Source organism: Glycomyces buryatensis (assembly GCF_004912275.1).
In the GTDB taxonomy this organism is placed as follows: domain Bacteria; phylum Actinomycetota; class Actinomycetes; order Mycobacteriales; family Micromonosporaceae; genus Glycomyces; species Glycomyces buryatensis.
Genome location: NZ_STGY01000007.1, coordinates 54,986 through 77,755, shown reverse-complemented (window position 1 = coordinate 77,755; position 22,770 = coordinate 54,986). Strand labels below are relative to the sequence as shown.

Here is a 22,770-nt window from a genome sequence, read left to right as displayed (position 1 = left end):
AGCGATGAGTCTGGAGCTCAAGGTCGTCCGTGGCAATCCCACCGACGAAGAGCTGGCCGTGCTGGTCGGGCTGATCACCGCGCTGCCGCGCGAAGAAGAGGAGAACGGCGGTCCCCACGGGCGCCGCCGCGCGAACTGGACCAACCCGGGCCTGCGCCTGCGGGTGCGCCGCACCTGGCGCGACTCGGCCGTCCCCGCCCGCAAGGGCATGGACCGATGACGCGACAGTTCATCCTCGCCTCGGCCTCGCCCGCGCGGCGGGCCCTGCTGACGGCCGCCGGGATCGACCCCGAGGTCATCGTCTCCGGCGTCGACGAGCGCCAGGTGATGGGCCACGACCCGGCCCAGCTCTCCAGCGCCCTCGCCGAAATGAAGGCCGAGGCCGTCCTGAACCTGGTCAGCGCCCAGTCGCTGGTGCTCGGCTGCGACTCCGTGCTGCACTTCGACGGCGAGATCCTCGGCAAGCCCGAGGGACCGGAGGAGGCGACCTCCCGCTGGAAGCGGATGCGCGGCCGCTCGGGCGTGCTCTACACCGGGCACTGCCTCATCGACGTCGCCGCCGACCGCAAGGTCATCCGCTCGATCGGCACCACCGTGCACTTCGCGGAGGCCTCCGACGCCGAGATCGCCGCCTACGTCGCCACCGGCGAGCCGCTGCACGTCGCCGGCTCGTTCACGCTCGACGGCTACGGCTCGGCCTTCATCGACAAGATCGAGGGCGACCCCGGCACGGTCATCGGACTTTCGATGCCGTTGCTGCGCACCATGCTCGGTGAACTCGAGATCGCCCTCACGGACCTGTGGCGGCCGAACGGCGCCTAACGCCACCCGGTGTCGAACGGCGCCTAACGCCACTTGATATTGCACCCGGTCGACGGGTAGTGCGGCTCCGGAACCGGCTCGCCCTTGCGGACCGCCTCCACCGCCGTCGTCATGTACTCGCCGGTGACCGGCTTGCCGTTCCCCGGCCTGGAGGCGTCGAAGGCGCCCCGGTAGGCCAGCTTGCGGTCGGGCCCGTACAGGAAGAAGTCCGGCGTGCAGACCGCATTGTAGGCCCGGGCCACCTCCTGGGACTCGTCCACGAGGTAGGGGAACTGCCAGTTCGCGCGCGCGATCTGGGAGGCCAGGCCGGCGGGCGCGTCGGACGGATAGCTCACGGCGTCGTTGGAGCAGATGGCGACCACGTCGAGGTCGGCCTGCCCGGGCGTCCACTGCCCGAAGGCCTGCTCGATGTGCTGCACGTACGGGCAGTGGTTGCAGGCGAACACGATCAGCAGGGCCGTGGCATCGAAATCCGCCAGCGACCGGTCGACGCCGTCGAGGTCGGGGAGCGTGAAGTCCGGGGCCGGAGTGCCCAACGGAACCATCTGGGAATTAGTGAGGGTCATGAGCGTCGCTCTCCTCTAAGGGTTATCGGATCCTCACTCCCATGGTAGGCAGCGGCCCTGTGAGGAACCAAGCTCGACCGTCAGGAAGGCGTCAAGTCTTTTGCGTTCGGTGGCGGGGGCGCTCTAGGCTCGGATGGTGTTCCCACACCGATATGTCTCGAATGACGAGGACAGCCACAGATGGCTGGATCTCCCGCTGCGCAAGGGCGACATCGTCATCAGCACCCGCTCCAAGAGCGGGACCACCTGGATGCAGATGATCTGCGCGCTGCTGGTCTTCCAGACTTCCGACCTTCCAGCTCCGCTCTCGGAGCTCTCCCCATGGCTCGACTGGACCGGCGAGCCGCAAGCCGAGGTGTACGACCGCCTTGCGGCGCAACGGCACCGCCGATTCATCAAGACCCACACGCCGTTCGACGGCATTCCCTGCGACAAGCGCATGCGCCGCATCGTGGTGGCCCGCCACCCGCTGGACGCGGCGGTCTCCATGTACCACCAGGGAAACAACCTGAACCGCGAGCGAATCCGCGAACTCATCGGGGCCGCGGCGGGTGCCGGAGGCTCGGGTGACCGGGGGCTCCAGGCCGGCCCGACCGACCCGCCCGCTCCGCGCCCGGACCTGCACGAATGGCTCATCGGCTGGATCAATGAGCAGGTCGACCCGCGCGAATCGCTCGACTCACTGCAGGGCGTGATGTGGCATCTCAAGGGCGCGTGGGCGTGTCAGGAGAAATCGAACACGCTCCTGGTGCATTACGCGGACCTGTCCGCCGATCTCGAAGGCGAGATGCGACGCATTGCGCGCTGGCTTCACATTAAAGTGGACGAGTCGCGCTGGGCGGAATTGGTGCGCGCGGCGACATTCAGCGAAATGAAGTCGCGGGCATCCGCACTCGCTCCGGACCCGAACGGGATCATGAAGGACTGCGACGCATTCTTCCGTCGGGGTGTTTCAGGTGCGGCCGCCGAGGTCTTGTCGGAGGAGGAACTGCGGGCCTATTACGACCGTGCCGATGATCTGGCTCCCGGCTCACTGCTGAAATGGCTCCACCGCTCGTAATCCCGAGCCCCGGTCGATGAAACCGGAAGGATAAAGCGGCGAGCGCTTCGCGCTTCCACTGCGTGGCGGGCTTCGGGCCAGGGCCCTCGCTTCTGGATTACCTGCTCCCTCCGCCCCGCCCCTTTCGCCTCTGGCGAGGTAAAAGCGGCGGGGCTCCGGGCCAGGTAAATTCGGAGCCCCGCCGCGGGCCGCCCGGACTACCCCACTTCGTCTGGCGGTCCCCTGGTGATGGCGGCGTGTCCGTTGTCGAGCAGGCGTTCCGTCGCCGCCTTTCCATCACTGGAGTGCGTGTAAACAGCGTAGAACGAGACAATCGACTTGCGAAGTCAAGAACCCGACACGTGCAGACATTGTCATTCGTGCATGACCGGTGGTGTCCATCCGGTTGTCCGTTTTCATCGCGCTTCCGCCAAGCCTGCCTCTAAAGGGGACCCGTCCGAATTCGGTCGCACTCACTTAACCTGGATCCTTCTTGGAAAGGGTGAGAAATCTCGAGGCTGAGTGGCGGAGCGTGCTGACGGCAATAGTGATGCCAGTCACATTTGCTTCCGGTCGGAGGTTCGATTGTGCGGGATTGTCACAGGCGGGTCGTAGCTTGGTGTGATGGCGCGATTCAGGATGTATCCGACAGGCGAGCAGGAGTGGCAGTTGCTGCTGCACTGCGCGCAGGCTCGGTACGTGTGGAATCTCGCTGTGGAGCAGCGGTCCTATTGGGCCCGGCATAAGGGTTCGCTGCCGGGGTATGTCGAGCTTGCTCGGCAGTTGACCGAGGCTAGAGCTGCGAGCGAGTGGTTGCGCGAGGGCAATGCGGAGGTGCAGCAGCAGGCGCTCCGCGATTTCGACCTGGCGGTCAAACGCCGGTTCGATTCGGGGTTCGGTGAGCCGAGTTGGCGGAAGCGGTACCGGCATGAGGGGTTTCGGGTGATCGGTTCGGGCCGGGTGCCAGAGTTCGAGCCCGATGGCTCGCCGAAACTGAATCGCAAGGGCAAGCAGGTCATGGCCCGCTCGGTGGTGGTGCAGAAGCTGAACAAGCGGTGGGCTCAGGTGAAGGTACCGGGCTGCGGGTGGGTCCGGTTCCGGCTGACCCGCCGTGATCTTCCTGCGGCGAAGACATTCCGTGTCACCTGGCGGCGCGGACAGTGGCATGTAGCCTTCGCGATCGTCCCCGAACCGGTCACAGCGCCAGGCACCGGTGAGGTGGTCGGGGTCGACCGGGGCGTGAAGGTCACTGCCGCCCTGTCGGATGGTCGAATGCTCAACTGCCCGCAGCTCAACTCGAAGGAACGCGCCCGGCTCCGTAAGCATGAGCGGCGGGCCTCTCGCGCGCCGAAGGACAGCCCGCAGAAGCGGGCCGAGCACGCGAAGGCCGCGAAAATCAAGGCAACCGAGGCGGACCGGCGGAAGGACTGGTGCGAGAAGACCTCTACCATGCTCGCGTCCGGCTTCGATGTGATCCGGTTCGAGAAGCTCAACATCAAGACCATGACCGCCTCCGCCAAGGGAACCGCCGAAGCGCCCGGGAAGGGCGTTGCGCAGAAGACCGGGTTGAACCGGGCGATCCTTGCCCAGGGCTGGGGTTTGCTACGGCGGCGCACCGAGCAGAAGGCCCCGGGCCGGGTCGAGGATGTCCCGGCCCCGTACACCAGTCTGCGTTGCTCCGACTGCGGATGGATAGAGAAGAACTCGCGCAAGAGCCAAGCCGAGTTCTCCTGTGTCTCCTGCGGGTTCACGTGCAACGCCGATGTCAACGCAGCTAATAACGTCGCGGCAGGACAGGGCGGGATACCCCGCCCCCGGTCTTCGACCGGTGCCGGAGGGACGACAGCCCGCCAGGGTTCGAGCGTCCGTGAACCTCAGCGCCCACCACCACAGTGAGCAATGGAATCCCGTCCCCTCTGGAAGGGAGGATGTCAAAGTCGGCAACGCGATTTTCATGGAGATCTATCTCCGGCGTGGGCCCGCACGGACAAAAGCGGCAGCTTGAGCGGGGAATCGGCCCCGGCGGCCCGGCGAGTGTGGTCAGGTCGTCCCGGGCGGCGATCTGCGGACAGCCGTCACTCGGGCGCGATAGGCTGGTGCGTTCCCGAATTCGAGCGAGGAGCGCTGTGTCTCAGAGTGCAGAGCGGGTCGACGAGCAACGCCCAGAGGACGTCGACACGTCCCATGCGGTGCCCGCGCCCGATCCCAGCAATACTCCCGAACAAGAAGTAGCGATCGAGCAGGAGTTCGTGGACCGCGTCTACGAGCGGGTCGACATCCTGCGCGAGGAGGCCGAAGGCAATCGCGACGCCGGATACACGCACCTCAGGGCCACCGTCCCGGGTGCGCAGTTCGAGCGCGACGTGTTCGTCTACCGTGCCGCCCGCCGGATCGCCGACCTCGACTCCCAACATGAAGGCCTCGTCTTCGGGCGCCTCGACTTCGACGACGGGCGCGTCCGCCACGTCGGGCGCCTCGGCGTCCGCGACGAGGAGTACCGCCCGCTCCTCATCGACTGGCGCGCTCCCGCCTCCGCCCCGTTCTACCGCGCCACCGCCGTCGACCGGCAGGAGGTGGCCCGACGCCGGGTCATCCGCTCGTTCGGCCGCGACGTCGAGGAGGTCAGCGACGACCTGCTCAACGAGGAGCTCGCCGACAAGCTGCCCGTCATCGGCGACGGCGCGCTCATGGCCGCCCTGGGGCGCAAGCGCACCGGCCGGATGCGCGACATCGTCGCGACCATCCAGTCCGAACAGGACGCCGCCATCCGCGCCCCCGGGCGCGGCGCGACCGTCATCACCGGCGGACCCGGCACCGGCAAGACCGTCGTGGCCCTCCACCGCGCCGCCTACCTGCTCTACCAGGACCGCAGCCGCTACGAGGCCGCCGGCATCCTCGTCGTCGGCCCCTCGGCGGTGTTCATGAAGTACATCGGCCGGGTCCTGCCCAGCCTCGGCGAGGAGACCGCCGCGCTGTACTCGCTCGGCGAGCTCTACGCCGGCGTCGAGGCCACCCGCCAGGACCGGCCCGACGTCGCGGCCGTCAAGGGCGGCACCGTCATGCTCCCGATCCTGCGCCGCCTGGCCCGCCAGACCCCGCCCGGCGCGCCCTCGGAACTGCGCATCACCTACCTCGGCGAGGTCCTCAAACTCGACGCCGCCGAGCTCGCCGCCGTGCGCGCCCGCGTCTTCGAGAAGGAACAGCGCTCCAACCTGGCCAAGACCGAAGCCGGACGCGCCCTGCTGGTCGCCTTGTGGCGCAAGGTCAAGCCCATGCTGCCCGAGGCCGAACCCGCGAAGTTCTCGCGCGACCTCGGCTCCCGGAGCGAGTTCCTGACCTTCCTCGACCACTGGTGGCCCGACCTCGACCCCGCCGACGTCCTCGGCTGGGCCAGCGACGAGCGCCGCCTGGCATCGGCCGGTGAGGGCCACCTCAAGCACGCCCTGATCGGCGCCGTCGCCGCGAGCTTCCAGGAGACTGACTTCTCCATTCCCGACGTCGCCCTCCTCGACGAGCTGCGCATGATCCTCGGCATCAAACCCCAACAGCGCCAAGGTGACCGCATTCGCTCCTACGGCGGTGTCTCCGAGGTCTCGACCACGCAGGACCGCTACTACGACCGAGCCGAGCGCCAGGCCAGGGACGCGTTCTACGAGGACTACGCCCACGTCATCGTGGACGAGGCCCAGGACCTCTCGCCGATGCAGTGGCGGATGCTCGGCCGCCGCGGCCGCGCCGCCGGCTGGACGATCGTCGGCGACGAGGCCCAGTCGTCCTGGCCCCGCCCGAAGGAGAGCGCCGACGCCCGAAACCGCGCCGTCCCGCGCGGCCGCGTCTACGAGTTCCACCTGACGAAGAACTACCGGAACTCCAAAGAGGTCTTCGAGTACGCGGCGGCGTGGGCCGAACCGCGACTGCCGGTGATCGACCTGCCCGAGGCGGTGCGAGAGACCGGCGTGGCCGTCGAGGAGCGCACCGTCGCGGCCGACGCGCTCTTGCCCGAGGTCGCCGGAGCCGTCACCGAGGCGTTGGAGGCGGTCGAGGGAACCGTGGGCATCATCGCGCCGTACAAGCGCCACGCGGAGCTCTCGACGGTCGTCCACGACGATCGCGTGACCCTGGTGGGGCCGCTCGAATCCAAAGGCCTGGAATGGGACGCGGTCATCGCCGCCGACCTCGACGCCGTGGCCAAGGGGCACGGACCCGGGGTCGCCTACGTGGTCCTGACTCGCGCCACGCAACGACTGGTCCGAATCGACACGGGCCCGAACGGGGCCTAGCTCTCTCCGCCGCCCGACCGCCGGTCCGACTTCAACAGCCACCGGATGAACAGGGCGGCGGCGATGATGCCCGGCCCCATATGGACGAGCAGGACCCCGATGAGACTCGGTCCGCCCCAGCCGTTCTCGTAGCTGGACGGGTCGGAGAAGTCGATCACGAACGGCTCCAAGAGCGCCCGCACCACGAAGAACCCGCCGACGATGAACGCCGCACCCCACAGAATCCGCTTCATCGCACGCCCTCCTTCGCCTCGGGCCCTTCACTTCGAGCCAGCCTAGCCCGGCGAAGCCGGTTTCGGCCCCGCGCTGGCGGCGGCCCATGGATGATGAGGGCATGGAGAGCAACGAGAACCCGACGAACACCTCGTTCGTCTACGTCATCCACATCAACTGCACGCCAGAGCGGCTGTGGACGGGATTGACCGATCCCGAATTCACCAAGCGCTACTGGGGAGTCGAGTTCGAGAGCGCATGGAGCCCCGGCACGACGATGGTCTGGAAGGAGCGCGGCATCGCCACCGCCGACCCCGCCCAGATCGTCCTGGATTCCGATCCGGCCAAGCACCTCGCCTACACCTGGCACACCTTCACCCCGGAATGGGCCCAGCACGTCGGCGTGCCCGAGGAGGTGCGGGAGGTCATCGCGGCCGAATCGCGCTCGAAGGTCGCCTTCGACATCGAACCCGTGGGCCGCGTGGTCAAACTGACCCTGACCCACAACGGCTTCGAACCCGTCAGCACCGTCCGCGAGATGATCAGCGAGGGGTGGCCCGCCCTGCTGTCGAGCCTCAAGACCCTCCTGGAGACCGGCGAGCCGCTACCCGAAGAAGACTGACTCAGTCCAGGCGGAGATTCTCGATATTGCCGGCCTGTAGAACATTGCCGACCGAGCCGTTGAAGGTGTTATTGAACTGGGTCTGATTCCCGATCTCGGCGACCGGGAGCTCCTGTCCCACCAACGCGCTCAGGGCCTCGCGGAACTCGGGGTCCTGAGCGCACAGCCGCGCGACCGCCTCGGCCAGGTCCTCCTTGGAAGCCCGCCCGGTCTCGGCCCGCAGTAGCACCAGCTCGCTGTCGTCGTCCTTGCCGAACCGCCGGCGCACCAACTCGGCGACCTTCGCGCCGCCCTTGATGGTCGCCTCGGTCGTCTTGCCGACCACGGCACTGGCGATCGCGATGAAGATCGGGTCCATTGCAGGCTCCTCAGTCAGTTCGAGTACCGAGCCCAGCCTAGCGAAATGGGGCCACGAGCGCCGCACCCGAAGCCGCGGGAGTTCACGTTGGCGGCGGCCGAGTACCCCAATGAACGGATCTAGGGGTGTTCGCTCAACTCGGGTTCGCCACGGCCGCAGTCAGGTTCCACAGGGCGATGGCCTGGCGGCCGTGCTCGTGGCCCAGGGCGGCGATCGAGGCGGTGTCGATGGTGAAGTCGCGGCCGTCCTCGGCCGGGCGGCCGAGCCAGCGGGCGGCCGCCACGCGGAGGCTGTGGCCGTGGGCGATGAACGCCACGTCGCCTTGGGCCAGCAGCGGTTTCGCTGCTTCGATGACCCGGTCCAGGCGCCGTTCGACCTGCGCGGCGCTCTCGCCGTCGGGGCCCTTGCCGCCCCCGGTCCAGATGGTCCAGTCGGGGTCGCTCTCGCGAATCGTGTCGAGGGTCAGGCCCTCGTAGTCGCCGTAGGCCCATTCGGCCAGGTCGTCCTTGACCGCCGTGACGGCGAGGCCCGCGAGTTCGGCGGTCTGGGACGCTCGCTTGCGGGGTGAGGCCCACACCGCCGCGAAATTCCGGTGCTCGAGCAGCGGGGTGAGGCCCTTCGCCTGCGCCACACCGGTGTCGGTGAGTTCGAGGTCGGTGATCGAGGTGTGTTGGCCGGTGGCCGACCAGGTCGTCTCGCCGTGGCGGATCAGCACGATTTCTCCCATGCCGCCCACCATAATCGGCGGCGCTCGGCCTGGTGCCGCCTTGAGGGGATACTCACGCCACCTTGGCGAGGAAGACCCCGACGTACCCCTGGGAGTCGGTCCAGCAGTGGACCAGCTCGAACCCGCTCGCCTGCAACTGGTTCTCCAGCTCGCCCCGGTGGAACTTGGTGGAGATGCCGGTGTGGATCTCCTCGCCGACGGCGAAGCTGATGTCGAGTTCGATCCCGGCCACGTCGACCGTCATCGGCTTGAGCGCCCGCAGCCGCATGTCGACCGTGGCGGTTCCCGCGTCCCACAGGGCGATGTGCTCGAAGTTCTCAGGTTCGAAGTCGGCGTCGAGGCGGTGGTTGAGGACGTAGAGGACGTTCCGGTTGAACTCGGCGGTCACCCCGGCCGCGTCGCTGTAGGCGGCGAGGATGACCTCCGGGTCTTTCACCAGGTCCGCGCCGACCAGGAACCAGTCGCCCGGGCGCAGGGCTTCGCGCAGATCGCGCAGGAACTGGCCGCGTTCCATGCCGGTGAAGTTCCCGAAGGTCCCTCCCAGGAAGGCGACCAGCCGCGAGTCGTGGTGGTCGGGCAGGTGCTGGAGGTGGAGGGTGAAGTCGCCGACGATGCCGCCGAGATCGGTGTCGGGGTAGGCGGTGGCCAGGTCGAGCAGCACGTCGCGGACCGTGCTCGCGTCGACGTCGAAGGGCCAGAACGATTCCAGTCGTCCGCGCTCGTGCATCGCGTCGAGCACCGGCCGGATCTTCTCGGCCAGGCCGGCGCCGAGCTCGACCACCGAGACCGGGGCCGCCGCGGTGACGGCGGCGGCGATGTCGGCGGCGCGACCGGAGAGGATCTCGCGCTCGCAGCGGGTCGGGTAGTACTCGGGCTGGCGGGTCAGCTCGCCGAACAGGGTGGCGCCGCGCCCGTCGTAGTGGAGCCGCATGGGCAGGTACTTGGGGCTGGATGTCAGACCGCGCCGGGCGTCGAAGCGCATGGCGGCGGCCAAGTCCGCTTCGTCGAGGCAGATCCTCAGTTCCGGTACTGGCACACGATGATCATAGGCCGCCGCGGGCACTGTTACGGCTCCGTTATGGGTGGAGATTCACGGCGCGCCAGGGACGGTGCACGCGTGGGCCGCGACCTGGGTCGCGTATCGCAGCGCCGCGGTGACGACCGTGCGGTTGCCCCACGCGGCGAGGCGGTCCAGTCGCATCCAGCCCGCCGAGGTCAGCCAGCCGATCAGTCCCGAGGTGAAGGCGTCGCCCGCGCCGATGGTGTCCACGACGTCGATGACTGGGGCGGCCATCTCGGTGACGTGCTTGCGGTGGAAGGCGACCGAGCCGGCGTCGCCGAGGGTGACCACGACGAGTTCGGGACCGGCGCCGAGCCATTCGTTCGCGATCTTGTCGACGTCGGTGTCCGGGTAGAGCCGGGCCAGGTCGCTCTCGGAGACCCGCACCAGGTTCGACAGGCCCACTAGACGCTCGGTGCGTTCGCGGACCCGGTCGACGTCGCCCATCGCACTGAGGCGGATATTCGGGTCGAAGGAGACGGGGACGACACGCCTCGAACGGTTCACCCAATGCTCGATGACGCGGGCCGAGGGCTCGATGTACGCGGCCAGGGAGCCGAAGTGGATCAGATCGACGCGCGAGGGCTCGGGGCGGGGGAGTTCTTTTGCCTCCCAGTCGAAGTCGGCGGTGCCGGTGGTCCAGAAGTCGAAGTCGGCATTGCCGTCCTCGTCGACCACGGCGAGCGCCAACGTCGAGGGCCGATCGGTGCGTTCGAGGTGGTCGCGGTGGACGCCGGCGCTGACGTGCCGCCGCCAGATGTGCCGTCCGAAGTGGTCGCCGCCGACGGAGCCGATCAGCGCGGTCGGGACGCCGCGCCGGGCCAGCGAGACGGCCGTATTGGCGGGGCCGCCGCCGCAGGCGGGGCGCAATTGGCCGCCCGGTGCGGGTACGAGGTCGATGACGTTCTCGCCTGCCACGAGAATCAACGTGGACTCCTTCCGGTAAAGGCCGCGCTTATGAAGTTGCTGAGAGGGTATTGCAAGGGATTCGGGCGCCTTCGGCAGCATCGGTCGGTGCTGGTCGAGAGGGCAGCGCAGGCCACCCGCGGGTGGGGCGGTGCGCGGGGAGTCGGGACGGTCGGTCAACATTGCATGCATGTCCAGCGATGAGGTCAAGGTTACGGGCGCTCCCGCGAAGCGCCCGAAGCACCGCCGGATGCGCGATATGGCGCTTTCCATGGCGGTGCTGCTGGTGCCGCTCGGGCTGTTCTACGTGATGTGGGATTGGGCCGCTTCCGACCGGCAGGTCAGCGTCGTGGACACGAGCGAGGACCGCGCGAGCGCGACCGCCCTCGGCCTGGACGTGATCGAACCGGAGCTCTCACCGGACTGGAAGCCGATCTCCAGCGCGCTGGAGGTCGACGAGGAGACGGTCATCCTGCGCACCGGCTGGTACTCGCCGGACGGCGACGGATTGCAGCTGGTGCAGACCAATGGCGAGATGAGCGCCGTCAACGAGAAACTGGACGGCGCCGGCGAGCCGGTCGAGGCCGCCGGCCTCCAATGGGCCGCGTACGACCTCGGCGACAACGAGGCCTGGGTGACCGAGCTGCCCGGTTCGACGGTGGTCCTGACGGCCGATCCGGAAGGCATCGACGAGCTGCCGGAGCTGGCCGAAGGCGTGGCGGCGGGGGCCGCGGCCTGAGTCGCTACTCTCCGTCGCCGGTCTCGGTGCGGGCTTCGAGCCGTTCCCGGGCTCCTTCGAGGTGCGATTGGCACAGGTCCGCGAGTTTCTCTCCCCGCTCCCACAGCTTCAGCGACTCCTCCAGGGTCGCCCCGCCGGCCTCCAGCTTCTCGACCGTCGCCACCAGTTCGGCCCTGGCCTCTTCATACGTCAACTGCTTGTCGCTCAACGCCCCTCCTCCTGCTCGACCTTCTCGGTGTTCGCGCGATGCTCGGCCATCTCCGTCTTCTCGATGACCTCCGCCTGCAATGCTCCGGCCGCGAGGCGGATGCGCACTCGCTCCCCGGTGTCGGCGTCGGCCGCGTCCCGCAGGACCGCACCGGACCCGACATCCGTGACGATCGCGTAGCCCCGGTCGAGCGTGAACTGCGGCGACAGCGACCGCAGCCGCGCCCGCAGGTGCCCGAGCTCGTCGGTCGACCGTTCCAGGCGTGAGTCCATCCGGGCGCGCATCCGGTGCGTCAGGTTGTCGATGGCCTCGGCGCGCGCTTCCAGCATCGTCTCGGGCCGCGCCAGGATCGGCCGCGCGCGCATCGCCGCCAGCGCGTCGGACTCGCGGGTGAGCATCGCGCCGAGCGTCTGGCGCAGCCGGGTCCGGCTGATATTGAGTCCGCGCTGCTCCTCGGCGAGGTCGGGGACGACCTTCTTGCCGGCCTCGGTGGGCGTGGACGCCCGCCAGTCGGCGACGTAGTCGAGCAGAGGCGTGTCCGGTTCATGGCCGATCGCGGAGACGACCGGGGTGACCGTGTCTGCGACCGCCCGGCACAGGGTCTCGTCGGAGAACGGCAGCAGGTCCTCCATCGAGCCGCCGCCGCGGGCGATGATGATGACCTCGATGTCGGGGTCGGCGTCGAGTTCGGCCAGGGCCGCGCAGACCTCGGTGACGGCCTTCATGCCCTGGACGGCGACCTCTCGGACCTCGAAGTCGGCCGCGGGCAGCCGGGCCTTGGCGTTCTTGAGGACGTCGCGCATCGCGTCGGAGGCGCGTCCGGTGATGAGTCCGATCCGGTAGGGCAGGAACGGCAGCGGCTGCTTGCGTTCGGCCGCGAACAGTCCTTCGGCGGCGAGGAGTTTCTTGAGCCGCTCGAGGCGGGCGAGAAGTTCGCCGAGTCCGACCTGGCGGATCTCCCGCAGGTGGAGCGAGAGCGACCCGTTCTTGTCCCACCATTGGGCCTGGGCCCGGACCACGACTTGGGCGCCGTCGCGCAGCGGCGGGTCGCAGGCGGCGGCCGCGCCGGTGAAGTCCACGACCCGCATGGAGACCTCGGCCGACGGATCGCGCAGCGTCATGTAGACGGTGCGGCCGCGGTGGCTGATCTCGGTGATCTGGCCCTCGGTCCAGACCTCGCCGAGGCGGGCCAGCCAGTCGCCGATCTTCTTGGACACCACCCGCAGCGGCCAGGGATTCTCGGCGCTCATGGGGGCGCCAGGTCCGGTGTGCGGCGGTGCGTCGGTCACGTGGCCAGCCTAACCGCCGCCTGTGACAAAACCGGGACGCCGGATACCATCGAGGCGTGGCAGACCCCAAGCGAGTGTTGTTGGCCAAGCCGCGCGGGTACTGCGCGGGCGTGGACCGAGCCGTGGAGACCGTCGAGCAGGCGTTGGAGCTCTACGGCGCTCCGGTGTACGTGCGCAAGGAGATCGTGCACAACCGCCATGTGGTCGAGACGCTGTCGTCCAAGGGCGCGGTGTTCGTGGAGGAGAACGCGGAGGTCCCGACCGGGTCGGTCGTGGTCTTCTCGGCGCACGGGGTGGCCCCCGAGGTCCACGACCAGGCCGCCGAGCGGGGCCTGAAGGCGATCGACGCGACGTGTCCGCTGGTCACGAAGGTGCACCAGGAGGCCCGCCGCTTCGCGCGCGATGACTACGACATCCTCTTGATCGGCCATGACGGCCACGAGGAGGTCATCGGCACCTCGGGTGAGGCCCCCGACCACATTCAGCTGGTCGACGGCCCCGACTCGGTCGACAAGGTGACGGTCCGCGACCCCGAGAAGGTGGTGTGGCTGTCGCAGACGACGCTGTCGGTGGACGAGACGCTGGAGACGGTCGACCGGCTCAAGCAGCGCCTGCCGATGCTTCAGAGCCCGCCGAGCGACGACATCTGCTATGCGACGCAGAACCGCCAGCAGGTCATCAAGGACATCGCCGCGGACTGCGACGTGGTCATCGTGGTGGGTTCGCGGAACTCCTCGAACTCGGTGCGGCTGGTCGAGGTCGCCGTGCAGCACGGCGCCCGCGCCGGTCACCTGGTCGACTTCGCCCACGAGATCGACGACGCCTGGCTCGAGGGCGCGTCCACCGTGGGCGTCTCCTCGGGCGCGTCGGTGCCCGACAATCTCGTCGCCGACGTGCTCGCGTACCTGGCCGAGCGCGGCTTCGGCGAGGTGGAGGAGGTCGAGCCGGTGGTCGAGAAACTGACCTTCGCGCTCCCGCGCGAACTCGTCCGCGACCTCAAGGCCGCCGAGCTCGCGAAGGCGGAGGCCAAGTAGCCGAGTCGGTTCGGGTAGCCGAACTCGTTCGGGTGACGTGTCCGCTGCGGGCACCCGTTCTTGTCACACCCCGGTGGGAATATCGACGCTAGGGTCCCCGGGTGGGTGGGGGTTAGGGATGGTAGTCCGCAGCAGCCCCCGCAGCGGTCTCCTCAGTGGTCGCCGCATCCCAGGTCGGCTTGCGGGCCGGGGTGATGATCGGGGCGATCGGTTCGGGCGGTTCGGCCGCCACCTCCAGTTCGTTGAAGCGCCTCGCCGTCACCAGCAGCCGCGATTCCACGCTCGCCACCGCCGCGTTGTAGGAACCCACCGCCGCCTCCAGTGACGTCCCCAGCCGCGAGAAGTGGCCCGCGACCGTCCCCAGCCGTTCGTGCAGTTCGCGGCCCAACTTGTGGATCTCCTTGGCGTGCAACGCCAACGCCTCCTGCCGCCACGTGTGGGCGACGGTACGCAGCAGCACTATCAGCGTCGCCGGGGACGCCAGCACCACGCCCCGCGCGAACGCGTCCTCCAGCAGCACCGGGTCGGCCCGCAGCGCCGCGTCCAAGAACGCGTCGGCCGGGACGAATAGCACCACCATCTCGGGCGTGTCCTCAAAGGCCCGCCAGTACTCCTTGCCCGCCAACGACTCCACGTGCCGCCGCAGATGCCGCGCGTGCGAGCGCAGCGAAGCGTCCCGCTCGGCCTCGTCGTCGGTCTCCAGCGCCTGGAGATACGACTGCAAGGGCGCCTTGGCGTCCACGACGATCTGGCGACCGCCCGCGAGCCGCACCACCAGGTCCGGGCGCACCACCCGGCCGTCGACCGACGCTGAGTGCTGCTCGGTGAAGTCGCAGTGCTCGACCATCCCCGCGGTTTCCACGATCCGCCGCAGCTGCACCTCGCCCCACTGCCCCCGCAGCTGTGGCGACTTCAAGGCGCCGAGCAGCCGCCCGGTCTGGTCCCGCAGCGCCTCGGAGATGTCGGCCACCCCGGAGAGCTGAATCCGCAGCTGAGCGTAGGCGTCCAACCGCGCCCGCTCTACATCGCCCAAACGGTTCTCATAGCGCGCCAATGTATCCGCGAGTGGCGCCAGCACCTCGCCGACCGCGGTGCGGGAGCGATCGGTGGCCTCGTACGCTACCGCCTTCAGCTTCGCCTCCAGCCGCTCCTCATTGTCCGCCGCCGCTTCCAGGCGCGCCGTCGCCGCCGCCAGCTCCGCGGCCTGCCTGCTGCGCCCGAAGAACCAGCCGCCGAAACCGCCCGCGGCCAGGCACACCACCGCCATTAGGACCCACGTCATACGGTCCAGTCTATGGGCCCGATTCCGAGTAGGCTCGGGACATGGAACTGTGGTTGACCCTGCTGGTAGTCGCGATCCTGGCCATCGCCTTCGTGGTCTACTCCAACAAACGCCGAACCGAAGCCGAACTGGCCGACTCAGAGGCCGAAGCGCGGCGCCTCTACGAGCGCCTCGGCGGTCAGAGCATGAACCTGGTCGCCCCGGGCGACAATCCGGCCGCGGGGCAGGCCCTCGCCGACGCCGGCGAGCGCTATACCGCCGCGGGAAGCCAGCTGGACTCCGCCTCCACCATCCGCCAGTACCGGCTCGTCGCCGAGACCGCCGTGGAAGGCCTCCACTACATTCGCGCCGCGCGGCAGGCCATGGGCATGGACCTCGGTCCCGACATCCCGACGCTGCCCGGGCAAGCCCGCGCCGGCATCCTCACCGAGCCGGTCTCGGCCGAGGTCGAGGGCCGTTCCTACACCGGCTCGCCGAACCCCGATGACGAGAACCGGCACTACTACCCGGGCGGCAGAGTGGACGGACGTCCCGTCCCGGCCGGCTGGTACAACACGCCCTGGTGGCAGCCCGCGCTGGCCGGTGTCGGCGGCGCGCTCGTGGGCATGATGATCTTCGACGCGATGCTCGCTCCGGCGTATGCCGGCGGCATGGTCGAGGGCGCCGCCCCGGACGCCGGATCCGACTCCGGCGGCGACGCCGGTGCCGAAGGCTCCGAGGCCGGCTCCGGGGACTCTGGCAGCGGCGGCGACGCTGGTGGCGGGGACTTCGGCGGTGGCGATTTCGGCTTCTAGCGGCCGGTGGCGCGGCGGATCGAGTGACCCGCCCGCGCTTCGGTTCGCTTCCCGTCATCGATCGCCAAGCGGCCGTTGACGATCACGTACGGAATTCCGGCCGCCTGCTGCCGCGGCTGCGCGAAGGTGGCGCGGGCGTCGACCGTGTCGGGATCGAACAGGACCAGGTCGGCGGCATTGCCCACGGCGATGGTGCCCCGGTCGGTCAGGCCCAGGCGCTCCGCCGGGCGCCCGCTCAGATGCGCGACGCATTCCTCCACTGAGAACAGACCCTCGTCGCGGCAGTAATGGCCCAGGTAGCGGGCGAAGCTGCCCCACGCCCTCGGGTGGATCTTCTCCCCGGCGAGCACACCGTCCGACGAACCGGTGTGGGTGCGGTGGCGCATGATGGCCCGCACGTTCTCCTCATTGCCGACGTGCATCAGGCAACTCGGGGCGAAGTCGTCCTCCACCAGCAGGTCCAGGTAGAACTCGGAGGCCGCCCGCCCACCGGCGGCCTCAGCGACCGATCGGCCCACCAGGGGACGAAGCTCGGGCTTGGCGACCCCCGCGATCTCGATGCGGCTCCAGTCGACCGGAACACCGTTAGCGCCGTCGGTGCCGACGACGTCCAGCTCATGGACGATCCGTCCGCGCAGCTCGGGGTTCGACAGTCGCTCGGCGAGCGCGCCGTAGCCGCCCTCGACGGACCAGCTCGGCAGGAGCGCGGCCAGCATTGTCATACCCGGCAGGTATGGATAGGTGTCCAGGCCGATGTCGATTCCCTCGGCGAGGCCCTCGTCCACGAGCTTGAGGAGGTGGTTCGCCTTGCCGGCGTTGACGTCGTAGTTCAACGTCGCGTGCGCCAGGTGCAGCGCGCATCCCGATTCGCGCGCAATCGCGATCATCTCCGCGTAGCCCTCCAGGGCGCCCGCGCCGTAACTGCGCTGGTGCGGCCCGAAGTAGCCGCCGTACCGGGCCACCACCTTGCACAACTCGATCAGCTCGGCGGTGTGCGCGTACATGCCCGGCGCGTAGCTCAGACCCGCCGAGAGGCCCACCGCACCCTGCTCCATGCCCGCCACGACCGACGCGCGCATGGCGTCGAGCTCGGCCCGGTTCGGCGGCCGGTTGTCCCATCCCATCGCCAGCATCCGGACCGTGCCGTGGGGGACGAGGTAGGCGATGTTCGTCGGGGTGCCCTCATCCACCCGGTCGAGGTAGTCGCCGACCGAGCGCCAGGAGTAGTCCAGGCCCTCCGGGCGCCCGTTCCAGGCGGCGATCGCCTCCCACATCCGCGGCGCGGTCGCATCGTCCACCGGTGCATAGCTCAGTCCGTCCTGACCCAGCACCTCCAGCGTGCAGCCCTGCCCGAGCTTCGCCAGATGGTCCGAATCGGTCAACACCGCCAGTTCCGAGTGGGCGTGCATGTCGATGAACCCCGGCGCCAGAACGAGCCCGCCGGCGTCGATGGTGCGGCGCCCGTCGAGCCTGCCGTCGGTACCTGACGGCATGGCCACGGCGGCGATGCGGCCGCCGGTGACGCCGACTTCGGCGCGGTACCGGGGCGAACCGGTCCCGTCGGCGATCTCGGCTCCGGAGATGACGATGTCGAACTCGGCCATGCTGGCCCCTCTCGCGCGGACGAGCAATGCCGCCAAAATCCTATAGGATATATCCTATGTGATGACCCCGCTTGCACGGACGCGTAAGTCTACGTAGGCGAGCGCGTCGATTTCCACCAGCATTTCGGCCCGTGGGAGGGTGCAGATGACGGTGGTGCGGCACGGCGGCGGCGTGCCCTCGCCGGTGTGGGAGGTGACGAACTCGCCGTAAGCCTCGTTCATCGCCGCGAAGTCGCCCCGGTCGGCCAGGTAGACCCGCAGCATGACCACGTCGTCCAGGCTCGCCCCGCCGGCGCGGAGGATCGCCTCGACATTGGCGAGGGTGCGCAGGGTCTGGGCGCGGACGTCGCCGGGGTGGAGGTATTCGCCGCTGACCGGGTCGACCGGGCCCTGCCCGGAGACTTGGAGGAGCGGGCCCTTGCGCACGCCCTGCGGGAAGGTGTGGGCCGGCGCGGGGGCGGCAGCGGTGCGGACGGCGAGCTTCTCAGACATATAGTAAAGATACATACCTATTAGGGGCGGTGAACCATGGACGAGACCCGGCTGCAAGCCCTCCACGACGAAGTCCTCGACTGGCGCTACAAGTCGATCCCCGCCGAGGCCCACGGCAAGACCATCGCCGAATGGATCGCGACCCGCCCCATCGACCTGGAGACCCCCTCGGTCATCCTCTGGGACGACGCCCTCCGCCGCAACGTCAAGGCGATGGCCGACTGGTGCACCTCGCGCGGCCTGGCCCTCGCACCGCACGGCAAGGCCACGATGGCCCCGCAGCTGTGGCGGCGCCAGCTCGACGCCGGGGCCGTCGGCATCACCGTCGCGAACACCTTCCAAGCCGGCGTCGCCCACCACTTCGGGGTGGAACGCATCATCATCGCCAACCAGGTCACCGATCCCCTCTCCATCGCCCGCATCGGCACCTGGGCCGCCGCAGGCACCCGCCTCGCCGTCTTCGTCGACTCCTTGGAGGCCGCAGACCACTTCGACTACGAGGTGGGCACCCCGATCGACGTCTACGTGGAACTGGGCGCGCCTGGCGGCCGGGCGGGAGCCAGGGGTCTGGCCGCCGCACTCGACGTGGCGGCGGCGGTGCGGACCGCGCCGAACCTGCGGCTGGCCGGCGTCGCCGGATACGAGGGTGCGGTGGCCGCCGGGACGGACGCCGCCGCGCTGGCGGCCGTGGACGCCTACCTCGCCGACCTCGCGAAGCTGTTCGCCGCCTTGGACTTCGACGTGGACCGGCCGGTCGTCACCGCGGGCGGCAGCGCCTACTTCGACCGGGTCTCGGCGATCCTGGGCCCGCTCGCGGCCGAGGCCGAGGTGGTGCTGCGCTCGGGCTCGTACCTCGTCCACGACCACGGCTTCTACGCGCGGATGACGCCGCGCGCCCGCGGCGGTGACGGTCCCGAGCTGGTACCGGCCCTGCAAGCAGAGGTACGGGTGCTCTCTCGCCCGGAACCCGGCCTGGCGATCCTCGACGGCGGGCGACGCGACCTCCCGTTCGACCAGGATCTGCCGATCCCCTTGGGTATGGAGGGCGCGGTCTGCTCTCAGATCAGCGACCAGCATCTCTTCCTTACGGGCGCAAGGGAATCACTGGCAGTCTGGGAAACGGTCGAACTCGGCCTGTCGCATCCGTGCACGAGCTTCGACAAATGGCGGCTGCTGCCGGTGGTGGACGAGGAGACCGGCTGGGTGGTCGACGCGGTGCGGACCTTCTTCTAAGGGCCGCAGTGGCATCAGCCGGCCAAGAGCTCCCGGATGTCGTCGATCATCAGGCGGTTGCCGGGCAGCCAAGGGACCGAGTCGAGGTCGTCGGCGGCCAGCCAGCGCAGGTCGGCGTGCTCCCTCGCTTCGGGTTCGCCGCTGAGGATCCGGGCGAGGTAGACGCGCACCAGGAAGCGGCCGCCCGTGGTGGAGAGGTCGCCGCCGAAGCGCTCTCCGACCTCGATCTCCACGCCGAGCTCTTCGCGGCATTCGCGGCGCAGTGCCTCGGTCTCGGTCTCGCCGGGCTCCACCTTCCCGCCGGGGAACTCCCACTGGCCCGCCATCTCGGGCGGGTAGGAGCGGGCGGCGGCCAGAACCTTCTCGCCGGCGCAGATGGCGGCGGCGACAACGATGCGCGGTGCGTTCACCCCAGGCACCCTACCCGCGCGGAATTCCCGCACCCGCGGGCCGCAATGAGCCACTGACTGCCCGGCACGGCGACCGAATCGAGTCCACCGGTGCACCCGACCGGGCCCTGAAACGCAACCGAATTCCCATACGGAACGTGTTCCCTATTGAGAGCTGAAAACCGCATTATAAGAGCGAAATATCACGGTATGTACTCATTTTAGGATGAAGTTACGGGCCGTAATCAAGTTATGTGTGACCCCTTGCTCAGCCGTTCGGATGAATTCTCCTGGGACTAACGGTCAGGAATAGTGCCCACGAGCACTAAAACAGACAAGAACTGCCCCAGAAAATCCGATAAACCCGAAATGTCGCTTATGACGCCCTGGACAGACGCTGGGCAAAGGGGAACACTCGGTTCAGAAATGATAAAGATACGGCGACAATTCAGACACGAACGCACCCTGTGTCCGTCGGAGCCGAATGTATATCAACCTTACTGATCGGCCGCCGTTCTGTTATGACAGGGCAGCTCCTCGAGGAGCGCGGCCTTTACAGCTGGCGATGGTGCCATATGGGGAGAACGGAGCAAGACGACAACGTGCTGCTGGATGCGCTCAGCGAGCTCAACGGTTGGGTAGCGGACGACGGCCGCCTCAGGCGGACGTTGCCGCTCGATGAATCCCAGCATGCCGAACTCGCCGAACAGATCAAGATCTTCGCCGACACTCTCAACGTCCGACCGGACGTGAGTCGCTCGGAACAGGCCACCCTCATCGTGCTCACCAGGGACGGTGGCTTCGGCCTTCCGGACGTGACCTTCGCGGGACGCGTCGAGAGCGCCTACATCTCCATCGCGGGAGATATCGCCGCCCAAGAGGACTCCGACCTCGCCAAGGGCCGCTTCACCCGCTGGCTCCGGCGAAGCTGAAGACTGAAGAACTGCGCCGAACGGGCCCCGGCGGTGCCGGGGCCCGTTCGCCGTTCCTGCCCTCAGGCCTTGCCGAAGCGCTGGTAGGCATTCTGTCGGGTGGTGTCGAGCGCGGCACCGATCACCGTCCAGGAATCCCCTGCGGCACGGGCAGCCTGGACGGCTTCGCGCAGCTCGGCCTCAGCGTTGGCGATCCGCTTGCGCGCAGCGATGATGTTGCGGAAGTGGGTCGCGTCTCGGGCGGGCGACATGGCGGGGTCGAGTTGGTCGAGGCCCGTCGCATCGATGCGGTGCTTGGTAGTCATTTGGATCACCCTCCTCAGCGGAGATAGTCGTAGAATTTCGGACGGAGTCGATCGGCGTGGATGATGCGCGTGGGCTCGTCGGCGGGGAAAGCGACCAATTCGAGCAGGTTTCCCGACTCGTCAGCGCCGATGATGAGCAACCGTTCCTCCCCGTCGTACTCATACTCGACGGTGCGGAGCGCGTTCTCCCATGCGTGGATGATCGAGTAGTCAGAGATTCCGTGCTTGCGGGCTGACTGCCTAATCTCCATGACTGTAAACTTATCATTTACAGGTTGTCCTGTCAACTATTGATTTACGGCGGGCTATACGTTGAAGCGGAACTCGACCACGTCGCCGTCGGCCATGACGTAGTCCTTGCCCTCCATGCGGACCTTGCCGGCCGCCTTGGCCGCCTGCATGGTCCCCGCGTCCATCAGGTCGTCGAATGAGACGATCTCGGCCTTGATGAAGCCGCGCTGGAAGTCGGTGTGGATCTCGCCGGCGGCTTCGGGGGCGGTCGCTCCCTGGAGGATCGTCCAGGCCCTGGTCTCCTTGGGGCCGGCGGTCAGGTAGGTCTGGAGGCCCAGGGTCACGAAGCCGACGCTGGCCAGGCGGTCCAGGCCCGGCTCGGTCTGGCCCGTCGACTCGAGCAGCTCGCGCGACTCCTCGGGCTCGAGGTCGATCAGCTCGGACTCGAACTTCGCGTCGAGGATGACGGCCTGCGCCGGGGCCACCAGGGCGCGCAGCTTGGTCGCCAGCTCCTCGTCGCCCACCTGGTCCTCGTCCACGTTGAACACGTAGATGAAGGGCTTGGCGGTCAGCAGGTGCAGGTCGTAGAGCAGTTCGGTGTCGAGGCCGGCGGCGAAGACCGTCTTGCCCTCGTCGAGAAGCGCCTGGGCCTCCTTGACGGCGGCGACCTTCGGTGCCTTCGTCTTGTCCATCCGGGCCTCTTTCTCGAGGCGCACGAGGACGTTGTCGATGGTCTGGAGGTCGGCCAGGATCAGCTCGGTGTTGATGGTCTCGATGTCGTCCAGGGGCGAGACGCGCCCGTCGACGTGCGTGACGTTGCCGTCCTCGAAGACCCGCACCACCTGCGCGATGGCCGAGCATTCGCGGATGTTCGACAGGAACTGGTTGCCCTTGCCCGCTCCCTCGGAGGCGCCCTTGACCAGGCCCGCGATGTCCACGAACGTGACCGTGGCCGGGAGGATCTTCTCCGAGTCGTACATCTCGGCCAGTTTCGGCAGCCGCGAGTCGGGGACCGCGACCACGCCGACGTTGGGCTCGATCGTGGCGAACGGATAGTTCGCCGCCAGGATCTCCGAGCGGGTCAGCGCGTTGAACAGCGTGCTCTTGCCGACGTTGGGCAGGCCGACGATACCGATGCTGAGTTTCACGAGGGTCAAGTCTAGGCGGGTCCGGGTCGCGCCCTCGCGGCGCGACCTCGGATCGAGCGGGCGCTCACCGCTCAGGTGGTCAGCAGGCCGATCCCGAGGCTCAGCGTTCCGGCCGCGAGGCTCGCGGCGCCGGCCCACAGGATCACGATCGCCCGGTTCGGGCTCGTGCGGCCCGACCCGGCCATCGCGGCGAAGAATCCACCGGACATGAGGATCGCGGCCGCCGGGACGCCGATTCGAGAGATCCAGCCCCAGGCCCCGGTCAGGTCTGTGGCGTCGGCGAGGACGAGCGTGATGAGGCTGAGCGTCACGAGCACTCCGGCGTGGGCGTGCCCGGCGCGCGCGAAGGACTTCTGGAATTCGGTCATCGGCACCTTGCCGCTCACGACGCGGACCAGGAAGGTGCCGCCGAACTCGATGGTGATGACGGTGAGCAGGACGATTCCGGCCAGGACGCGGGAGGCGTCGCTGAGGGCGATGGATGATTCGAACATGGG

Annotated in this window: 27 protein-coding genes; 11 read left to right on the top strand and 16 right to left on the bottom strand. The window is 68.5% G+C overall.

The window, feature by feature from the left end; genetic code table 11:
- Positions 1 to 4 precede the first annotated feature (4 nt).
- Positions 5 to 220, top strand: coding sequence for an acyl-CoA carboxylase subunit epsilon (locus FAB82_RS02555; protein WP_136532973.1), 216 nt, complete (start codon positions 5 to 7; stop codon positions 218 to 220).
- Positions 217 to 822: a Maf family protein gene (locus tag FAB82_RS02550; protein ID WP_136532972.1), complete on the top strand. Its 606-nt coding sequence runs from the start codon at positions 217 to 219 to the stop codon at positions 820 to 822. The genes FAB82_RS02555 and FAB82_RS02550 overlap by 4 nt, the downstream gene beginning before the upstream one ends.
- Before the next feature lie 23 nt (positions 823 to 845).
- On the opposite strand, the gene FAB82_RS02545 is transcribed toward FAB82_RS02550, so the two are convergent.
- Positions 846 to 1,388, bottom strand: a complete 543-nt coding sequence (locus FAB82_RS02545) for a thioredoxin family protein (RefSeq protein WP_136532971.1) — start codon at positions 1,386 to 1,388, stop codon at positions 846 to 848.
- A 133-nt stretch (positions 1,389 to 1,521) separates the two neighbouring features.
- On the opposite strand from FAB82_RS02545, the gene FAB82_RS02540 reads away from it, so the two are divergent.
- The 3 genes from FAB82_RS02540 to FAB82_RS02530 all read left to right on the top strand — a co-directional run bounded on the left by FAB82_RS02540 (position 1,522) and on the right by FAB82_RS02530 (position 6,707).
- On the top strand, positions 1,522 to 2,448 hold the full coding sequence (locus FAB82_RS02540) for a sulfotransferase domain-containing protein (protein WP_136532970.1): 927 nt from the start codon (positions 1,522 to 1,524) through the stop codon (positions 2,446 to 2,448).
- 603 nt (positions 2,449 to 3,051) lie between these two features.
- Positions 3,052 to 4,323, top strand: a complete 1,272-nt coding sequence (locus FAB82_RS02535; RefSeq protein ID WP_136532969.1) for an RNA-guided endonuclease InsQ/TnpB family protein — start codon at positions 3,052 to 3,054, stop codon at positions 4,321 to 4,323.
- 230 nt (positions 4,324 to 4,553) lie between these two features.
- On the top strand, positions 4,554 to 6,707 hold the full coding sequence (locus FAB82_RS02530; protein ID WP_211116329.1) for a HelD family protein: 2,154 nt from the start codon (positions 4,554 to 4,556) through the stop codon (positions 6,705 to 6,707).
- Here the strand turns inward: FAB82_RS02530 and FAB82_RS02525 are convergent.
- On the bottom strand, positions 6,704 to 6,940 hold the full coding sequence (locus FAB82_RS02525; RefSeq protein WP_136532967.1) for a hypothetical protein: 237 nt from the start codon (positions 6,938 to 6,940) through the stop codon (positions 6,704 to 6,706). The genes FAB82_RS02530 and FAB82_RS02525 overlap by 4 nt on opposite strands.
- 101 nt (positions 6,941 to 7,041) lie before the next feature.
- Here FAB82_RS02525 and FAB82_RS02520 point away from each other — a divergent pair, with 101 nt between their 5' ends.
- The gene (locus FAB82_RS02520; RefSeq protein WP_136532966.1) at positions 7,042 to 7,542 is read left to right on the top strand and encodes an SRPBCC family protein; all 501 of its coding nucleotides are present in this window, start codon (positions 7,042 to 7,044) and stop codon (positions 7,540 to 7,542) included.
- A gap of 1 nt (position 7,543) precedes the next feature.
- On the opposite strand, the gene FAB82_RS02515 is transcribed toward FAB82_RS02520, so the two are convergent.
- The 4 genes from FAB82_RS02515 to FAB82_RS02500 form a co-directional block, all read right to left on the bottom strand.
- Positions 7,544 to 7,900: a hypothetical protein gene (locus tag FAB82_RS02515; protein ID WP_136532965.1), complete on the bottom strand. Its 357-nt coding sequence runs from the start codon at positions 7,898 to 7,900 to the stop codon at positions 7,544 to 7,546.
- Positions 7,901 to 8,033: 133 nt separating this feature from the next.
- Positions 8,034 to 8,627, bottom strand: coding sequence for a histidine phosphatase family protein (locus FAB82_RS02510; protein WP_136532964.1), 594 nt, complete (start codon positions 8,625 to 8,627; stop codon positions 8,034 to 8,036).
- Positions 8,628 to 8,679: 52 nt separating this feature from the next.
- Positions 8,680 to 9,663 (bottom strand): L-histidine N(alpha)-methyltransferase, encoded by a 984-nt coding sequence (egtD, locus tag FAB82_RS02505; RefSeq protein WP_246039417.1) that lies wholly within the window; start codon positions 9,661 to 9,663, stop codon positions 8,680 to 8,682.
- A 54-nt stretch (positions 9,664 to 9,717) separates the two neighbouring features.
- A complete protein-coding gene (locus tag FAB82_RS02500; RefSeq protein WP_246039429.1) occupies positions 9,718 to 10,605 on the bottom strand; it encodes a carbohydrate kinase family protein in 888 nt (295 codons plus the stop codon).
- A gap of 178 nt (positions 10,606 to 10,783) precedes the next feature.
- Between FAB82_RS02500 and FAB82_RS02495 the strand changes: the two genes are divergently transcribed.
- Positions 10,784 to 11,332: a DUF4245 family protein gene (locus FAB82_RS02495; RefSeq protein WP_136532962.1), complete on the top strand. Its 549-nt coding sequence runs from the start codon at positions 10,784 to 10,786 to the stop codon at positions 11,330 to 11,332.
- Between the two features lie 4 nt (positions 11,333 to 11,336).
- Here the strand turns inward: FAB82_RS02495 and FAB82_RS02490 are convergent, their stop codons facing one another.
- Positions 11,337 to 11,540: an exodeoxyribonuclease VII small subunit gene (locus tag FAB82_RS02490; RefSeq protein ID WP_136532961.1), complete on the bottom strand. Its 204-nt coding sequence runs from the start codon at positions 11,538 to 11,540 to the stop codon at positions 11,337 to 11,339.
- Positions 11,537 to 12,829, bottom strand: coding sequence for an exodeoxyribonuclease VII large subunit (xseA, locus tag FAB82_RS02485; RefSeq protein WP_246039416.1), 1,293 nt, complete (start codon positions 12,827 to 12,829; stop codon positions 11,537 to 11,539). Before xseA ends, FAB82_RS02490 begins: the two co-directional genes overlap by 4 nt.
- Before the next feature lie 56 nt (positions 12,830 to 12,885).
- Between xseA and FAB82_RS02480 the strand changes: the two genes are divergently transcribed.
- The gene (locus FAB82_RS02480; protein ID WP_136532960.1) at positions 12,886 to 13,863 is read left to right on the top strand and encodes a 4-hydroxy-3-methylbut-2-enyl diphosphate reductase; all 978 of its coding nucleotides are present in this window, start codon (positions 12,886 to 12,888) and stop codon (positions 13,861 to 13,863) included.
- Positions 13,864 to 13,975: 112 nt separating this feature from the next.
- Here the strand turns inward: FAB82_RS02480 and FAB82_RS02475 are convergent, their stop codons facing one another.
- Positions 13,976 to 15,145, bottom strand: a complete 1,170-nt coding sequence (locus FAB82_RS02475) for a DNA recombination protein RmuC (protein ID WP_136532959.1) — start codon at positions 15,143 to 15,145, stop codon at positions 13,976 to 13,978.
- A gap of 41 nt (positions 15,146 to 15,186) precedes the next feature.
- Between FAB82_RS02475 and FAB82_RS02470 the strand changes: the two genes are divergently transcribed.
- Entirely contained in the window at positions 15,187 to 15,939 is a 753-nt protein-coding gene (locus FAB82_RS02470; protein ID WP_136532958.1) for a hypothetical protein, read from the top strand.
- On the opposite strand, the gene FAB82_RS02465 is transcribed toward FAB82_RS02470, so the two are convergent.
- Together FAB82_RS02465 and FAB82_RS02460 are read right to left on the bottom strand one after the other, a co-directional pair.
- On the bottom strand, positions 15,936 to 17,543 hold the full coding sequence (locus FAB82_RS02465) for an N-acyl-D-amino-acid deacylase family protein (RefSeq protein ID WP_136532957.1): 1,608 nt from the start codon (positions 17,541 to 17,543) through the stop codon (positions 15,936 to 15,938). The two genes, FAB82_RS02470 and FAB82_RS02465, sit on opposite strands and share 4 nt — an antisense overlap.
- Positions 17,544 to 17,597: 54 nt before the next feature.
- Entirely contained in the window at positions 17,598 to 18,035 is a 438-nt protein-coding gene (locus tag FAB82_RS02460) for a RidA family protein (protein WP_136532956.1), read from the bottom strand.
- A gap of 36 nt (positions 18,036 to 18,071) precedes the next feature.
- Between FAB82_RS02460 and FAB82_RS02455 the strand changes: the two genes are divergently transcribed.
- On the top strand, positions 18,072 to 19,268 hold the full coding sequence (locus tag FAB82_RS02455) for a type III PLP-dependent enzyme domain-containing protein (RefSeq protein ID WP_136532955.1): 1,197 nt from the start codon (positions 18,072 to 18,074) through the stop codon (positions 19,266 to 19,268).
- 14 nt (positions 19,269 to 19,282) lie between these two features.
- On the opposite strand, the gene FAB82_RS02450 is transcribed toward FAB82_RS02455, so the two are convergent.
- Positions 19,283 to 19,678 carry a (deoxy)nucleoside triphosphate pyrophosphohydrolase gene (locus tag FAB82_RS02450; RefSeq protein ID WP_211116328.1) on the bottom strand — a complete coding sequence of 132 codons (396 nt, stop codon included), beginning with the start codon at positions 19,676 to 19,678 and terminating at the stop codon, positions 19,283 to 19,285.
- A 554-nt stretch (positions 19,679 to 20,232) separates the two neighbouring features.
- On the opposite strand from FAB82_RS02450, the gene FAB82_RS02445 reads away from it, so the two are divergent.
- Complete coding sequence (locus tag FAB82_RS02445; protein ID WP_136532954.1) at positions 20,233 to 20,589, top strand: pterin dehydratase; 357 nt, start codon at positions 20,233 to 20,235, stop codon at positions 20,587 to 20,589.
- Positions 20,590 to 20,651: 62 nt separating this feature from the next.
- Here FAB82_RS02445 and FAB82_RS02440 read toward each other — a convergent pair whose 3' ends face one another.
- From FAB82_RS02440 to FAB82_RS02425, 4 genes are all read right to left on the bottom strand, one after another.
- Positions 20,652 to 20,894, bottom strand: a complete 243-nt coding sequence (locus FAB82_RS02440) for a hypothetical protein (RefSeq protein WP_136532953.1) — start codon at positions 20,892 to 20,894, stop codon at positions 20,652 to 20,654.
- 14 nt (positions 20,895 to 20,908) lie between these two features.
- Positions 20,909 to 21,145 (bottom strand): hypothetical protein, encoded by a 237-nt coding sequence (locus tag FAB82_RS02435; protein WP_136532952.1) that lies wholly within the window; start codon positions 21,143 to 21,145, stop codon positions 20,909 to 20,911.
- Between the two features lie 54 nt (positions 21,146 to 21,199).
- Entirely contained in the window at positions 21,200 to 22,273 is a 1,074-nt protein-coding gene (gene ychF, locus FAB82_RS02430; protein WP_136532951.1) for a redox-regulated ATPase YchF, read from the bottom strand.
- Between the two features lie 71 nt (positions 22,274 to 22,344).
- A complete protein-coding gene (locus tag FAB82_RS02425; RefSeq protein ID WP_136532950.1) occupies positions 22,345 to 22,767 on the bottom strand; it encodes a hypothetical protein in 423 nt (140 codons plus the stop codon).
- Between the last annotated feature and the right edge of the window lie 3 nt (positions 22,768 to 22,770).

What these genes read in the sequence shown, in the direction of transcription:
- FAB82_RS02555 (WP_136532973.1), top strand. Translation starts at nt 5, where the DNA reads ATGAGTCTGGAGCTCAAGGTCGTCCGTGGCAATCCCACCGACGAAGAG.
- FAB82_RS02550 (WP_136532972.1), top strand. Translation starts at nt 217, where the DNA reads ATGACGCGACAGTTCATCCTCGCCTCGGCCTCGCCCGCGCGGCGGGCC.
- FAB82_RS02545 (WP_136532971.1), bottom strand. Translation starts at nt 1,388, where the DNA reads ATGACCCTCACTAATTCCCAGATGGTTCCGTTGGGCACTCCGGCCCCG.
- FAB82_RS02540 (WP_136532970.1), top strand. Translation starts at nt 1,522, where the DNA reads ATGGTGTTCCCACACCGATATGTCTCGAATGACGAGGACAGCCACAGA.
- FAB82_RS02535 (WP_136532969.1), top strand. Translation starts at nt 3,052, where the DNA reads ATGGCGCGATTCAGGATGTATCCGACAGGCGAGCAGGAGTGGCAGTTG.
- FAB82_RS02525 (WP_136532967.1), bottom strand. Translation starts at nt 6,940, where the DNA reads ATGAAGCGGATTCTGTGGGGTGCGGCGTTCATCGTCGGCGGGTTCTTC.
- FAB82_RS02520 (WP_136532966.1), top strand. Translation starts at nt 7,042, where the DNA reads ATGGAGAGCAACGAGAACCCGACGAACACCTCGTTCGTCTACGTCATC.
- FAB82_RS02515 (WP_136532965.1), bottom strand. Translation starts at nt 7,900, where the DNA reads ATGGACCCGATCTTCATCGCGATCGCCAGTGCCGTGGTCGGCAAGACG.
- FAB82_RS02510 (WP_136532964.1), bottom strand. Translation starts at nt 8,627, where the DNA reads ATGGGAGAAATCGTGCTGATCCGCCACGGCGAGACGACCTGGTCGGCC.
- FAB82_RS02495 (WP_136532962.1), top strand. Translation starts at nt 10,784, where the DNA reads ATGTCCAGCGATGAGGTCAAGGTTACGGGCGCTCCCGCGAAGCGCCCG.
- FAB82_RS02475 (WP_136532959.1), bottom strand. Translation starts at nt 15,145, where the DNA reads ATGACGTGGGTCCTAATGGCGGTGGTGTGCCTGGCCGCGGGCGGTTTC.
- FAB82_RS02470 (WP_136532958.1), top strand. Translation starts at nt 15,187, where the DNA reads ATGGAACTGTGGTTGACCCTGCTGGTAGTCGCGATCCTGGCCATCGCC.
- FAB82_RS02465 (WP_136532957.1), bottom strand. Translation starts at nt 17,543, where the DNA reads ATGGCCGAGTTCGACATCGTCATCTCCGGAGCCGAGATCGCCGACGGG.
- FAB82_RS02460 (WP_136532956.1), bottom strand. Translation starts at nt 18,035, where the DNA reads ATGTCTGAGAAGCTCGCCGTCCGCACCGCTGCCGCCCCCGCGCCGGCC.
- FAB82_RS02455 (WP_136532955.1), top strand. Translation starts at nt 18,072, where the DNA reads ATGGACGAGACCCGGCTGCAAGCCCTCCACGACGAAGTCCTCGACTGG.
- FAB82_RS02445 (WP_136532954.1), top strand. Translation starts at nt 20,233, where the DNA reads ATGGGGAGAACGGAGCAAGACGACAACGTGCTGCTGGATGCGCTCAGC.
- FAB82_RS02440 (WP_136532953.1), bottom strand. Translation starts at nt 20,894, where the DNA reads ATGACTACCAAGCACCGCATCGATGCGACGGGCCTCGACCAACTCGAC.
- FAB82_RS02435 (WP_136532952.1), bottom strand. Translation starts at nt 21,145, where the DNA reads ATGGAGATTAGGCAGTCAGCCCGCAAGCACGGAATCTCTGACTACTCG.
- FAB82_RS02425 (WP_136532950.1), bottom strand. Translation starts at nt 22,767, where the DNA reads ATGTTCGAATCATCCATCGCCCTCAGCGACGCCTCCCGCGTCCTGGCC.